The sequence below is a fragment of the Qipengyuania pacifica genome (assembly GCF_019857205.1).
Classification (GTDB): Bacteria; Pseudomonadota; Alphaproteobacteria; order Sphingomonadales; family Sphingomonadaceae; genus Qipengyuania; species Qipengyuania pacifica.
Genome location: NZ_JAHWXO010000032.1, coordinates 1 through 2,680 on the forward strand (window position 1 = coordinate 1; position 2,680 = coordinate 2,680).

Here is a 2,680-nt window from a genome sequence, read left to right on the forward strand (position 1 = left end):
GGTTGACATCCATGTCCATTCCTCCGTCATCCTCACATCCATTACGCACGGCCGGCGACCACCCCTCGAATTCGCGGCCAGAATGCGACCAAACGAGAACGGCCACCACCTCCCCAAAAAGCGGCTCAATCTTCCATTGCGTTCAATCGCCCGAAGCTGCGCTACACAGGGCGGCGATCCGCGCGGCCGCAGACCAAAAAGTCATGTCTCGCGCTCACGCAAAAGATTATGAATCGCTGTCGCAGCTTTTGCTCCATGGCCGGTCGCGACGCTGATCTGATCGAGCCCTTCGACGACGTCACCGGCTGCAAAGAGGCCGGGGACATCGGTTTGCTGATGCGCGTCGGTCACGATAGAGCCGTCCGAACCCACCTTCGCACCCGCCTGCCGGGCCAAGTCGGTTCGGGGGGAGGAGCCAAGCCCCGGGTAAAGTGTATCGAAATATAGCGGCCCGCCTCGTTCAAGGCGTGCCACGAGTCGCTGTCCTTCGATCTCCAGCGAACGAACAGGGACGTCGATGACGGTGATATCTTGATCGCGAAGGCGGGCGCGATCGGTTACAGCCAGCGTCATCTCACACTGGGCCAACAACGTGACGCGATCGCTGTATCGCCGAAGGAATTCGGCCTCGCGCGCACCGTGACTATCGGATCCAAGCACGCCAATATTCCTGCCTCGCGCCTCGAACCCGTCGCATACGGGACAATAGCGGATCAACCCTATTGCCAAGGCTTGATCGTGAAGGGCGGCAGGCATCTTAGGGCGATGATTCACGACACCGCTTGCGATCAGCACCGTGCTTGCGACGTGCGTGCCGACAGCTGTCTGCGCGATAAAGCCGCCCGTCACGACGGCGATACTTTCCACTTGGCCCGATACTAGCTTAGCCCCATAGAGCAGGGCCTGTTGCCGCAGCCGGTCAAGAAAATCTCCACCGTTTATCCCGTCGGGAAATCCCGGCAAATTGTGCGACGTCGGTATCGTTGCGGCTCGACCGTCTCCTGCGTCGATCACCACGCATTGCCGCAGGAAGCGGGCGAGATAGATCGCAGCAGTCAGCCCGGCCGGTCCTCCCCCGATAATGATACAATCTACGGGTTCCGCCATCGCCACTCCTGTCATTTGTGAAGCTCGCCGGTACGGTGTTCTCAATGCGTTTACGCACGGCCGGGCCCTGGTCCTCACAGCGATCAAACTTTGCTGTTTAACCGCCCCAGAAATCTGATCCGCCGTGAGGGATGATCGCAACCTCCCGTCCAGGGGTGACTACACGAAAGTGACGTATCTGCACGCTAAGGGCGAACAAATCCGGTACGATGCCAGCAGATGCTATTCGCAGGCTTTCCTGCCCCTTTTATGTGGTGCCGCCCTACGGGCGCCGATATGGGAGGGCGGCAATCCGATTGACCAACGATCGAGGTAGAACCCTGCTCGCCAAATATGTGAGCTGGTTGCCCATCCCCGGTATGGCGAAGGATTGCCGATAAACCAGAGCGTGGACTGCATGGGCCGCGCACCGGTCAACGTCCATCAAACCCAACCTCCCCCACTTCAAATCGCTGAGGGCAGCCATGTCTGTGTCGATTCCACCGGGTGCAAAAGACCCAACACTCACTCCCGTCCCGGCAAGCTCCACGGAAAGCGCTCGCATGAGGGTGCTCACATAGGCTTTCGACGCGCCGTAGACCGCTTGGAAGGGCACGGATGTTTCGCCCGCCAGGCTCGACACGGCGATTACTGAGGATTCAAACGGCTGCTCCCTGAAAATCGCAATCAGGCGAGCCAGCAAATCCGTGAAACCGAGTATGTTTGTTTCAATTACCTCGGCATAAGTGTCGGCACGGCCTGCATCAAATGAACCAACGCTCGTCATTCCGGCAACCAACAAAGCGGCTGTTACTTGCAATTCTGCAACCTTAGCCGCGATTTTCTCCCTGCCCTCGATTTCACGTTGATCAGCCACTATAATCTCGCACGGCACATTGAACCGCTCGTCAATTTCGGTCTGTAGCTCCCGCAAGTTGTCGAGCCTTCGTCCAACAATCAGGGGCTTGGCCTGGTACGATGCCGCCAAGCGGAGGGCGGACGCTCTGCCCAAACCGGTCGAAGCCCCTGTGACCAGCACCCACGAGTTCTTGATCGCCAGCGGTTTCACGCGTTTTCCAGAGCCTTGTATAGGGCGGTTTTGCCGATCTTGAGCCGGGCCGCCGCCTCACGAACAGTGAGGCCCGCTGTGATATGCGCCCGCGCTTTACGTAGTTTGTCGGGGGTAACGACAGGCCGGCGACCACCCTTTTGCCCCGCTCGCGTGCGGCCTTGAGGCCGGCATGAGTGCGTTCACGGATCAGGTCACGCTCGAATTGGGCCAGCGAGCCGAAGATGTTGAACACCAGCATGCCGCCCGAAGTGGTGGTGTCGATATTCTCGGTGAGTGAGCGGAACCCGATGCCGCGCGCCGCAAGCTCGCCGACCTTCTCGATCAGGTGGCTCATCGAGCGGCCGAGGCGGTCGAGTTTCCAGACCACCAGCGTGTCGCCGGGGCGCAAATAGGCGAGCGCTTCGGTTAGGCCAGGCCGATCGGCTTTTGCCCCGGATGCGTGATCGTCGAATATACGGTCGCACCCGGCAGTGTTCAGCGCGTCAAGCTGGAGCGACAGCTTCTGGTCTGCGGTCGAGACGC

Annotated in this window: 2 protein-coding genes and 1 pseudogene; all 3 read right to left on the reverse strand. The window is 59.8% G+C overall.

All coding sequences use genetic code 11. The features are described 5' to 3' along the window. Positions 1-201: 201 nt before the first annotated feature. Positions 202-1,107 carry an NAD(P)/FAD-dependent oxidoreductase gene (locus KYK83_RS16950; protein ID WP_234036479.1) on the reverse strand — a complete coding sequence of 302 codons (906 nt, stop codon included), beginning with the start codon at positions 1,105-1,107 and terminating at the stop codon, positions 202-204. A 262-nt stretch (positions 1,108-1,369) separates the two neighbouring features. After that, positions 1,370-2,155 (reverse strand): SDR family NAD(P)-dependent oxidoreductase, encoded by a 786-nt coding sequence (locus KYK83_RS16955; RefSeq protein ID WP_004213209.1) that lies wholly within the window; start codon positions 2,153-2,155, stop codon positions 1,370-1,372. Next, positions 2,152-2,680: pseudogene (locus KYK83_RS16960) on the reverse strand (recombinase family protein); the annotation flags it as partial. The pseudogene KYK83_RS16960 and the gene KYK83_RS16955, both read right to left, overlap by 4 nt.

Bases quoted from the DNA above. Each gene is read 5' to 3' on its own strand.
- KYK83_RS16950 (WP_234036479.1), bottom strand. From the start codon at position 1,107: ATGGCGGAACCCGTAGATTGTATCATTATCGGGGGAGGACCGGCCGGG.